General features: G+C 33.0%; 1 protein-coding gene. It reads left to right on the top strand.

Translation table 11 applies throughout. The features are described 5' to 3' along the window. Positions 1-482, top strand: a 482-nt coding sequence (locus tag CRU91_RS12335) for a hypothetical protein (protein ID WP_222718485.1), incomplete at both ends; no start/stop codon positions are given.

Below are 482 nucleotides of genomic sequence, written 5' to 3'. Positions count from 1 at the left end.
GGATATGGACCAGAAGATACAGTGTATGTTGTAATCGATGGAACAAAAGAGTTGTGGGAGAGTCAGACAGGTGAGTATGTAGTAAAATTAGTAGATAAAGATGGTAATGTAGTAGTACCAACAAAAGATACAGATGTAGTTGTAAAATATACAAATAAGACAACACAAGATGGAGATACAGAGTTTAATAATAATGCTACTATAAAAGTTACTATAAAAGCAGGAAGTAGTGAAGCTAAATTTACAGTAGAAACAATAGATGATTACTTAGCAGATAATGGAGAGATTTATAATGTTGCTATCGATAGTGTAGATGATAAAGGGCAATTTGAGAAAGTAACAATTGGAGATATCGAAGGGAAGAATAAAGAAGTAGATACGACAATATTAGATAATTCAAATCCAAATAATCCAGGAGAGCCAGATAATCCATTAACACCAGGAGATAATCCAGGATATGGACCAGAAGATACAGTGTATGT

Origin of the sequence: Aliarcobacter vitoriensis (genome assembly GCF_003316695.1) — a bacterium.
GTDB lineage: Bacteria > Campylobacterota > Campylobacteria > Campylobacterales > Arcobacteraceae > Aliarcobacter > Aliarcobacter vitoriensis.
Note: the sequence above shows the minus strand (reverse complement) of the source record. Positions and strands in the feature narration are given on the sequence as shown.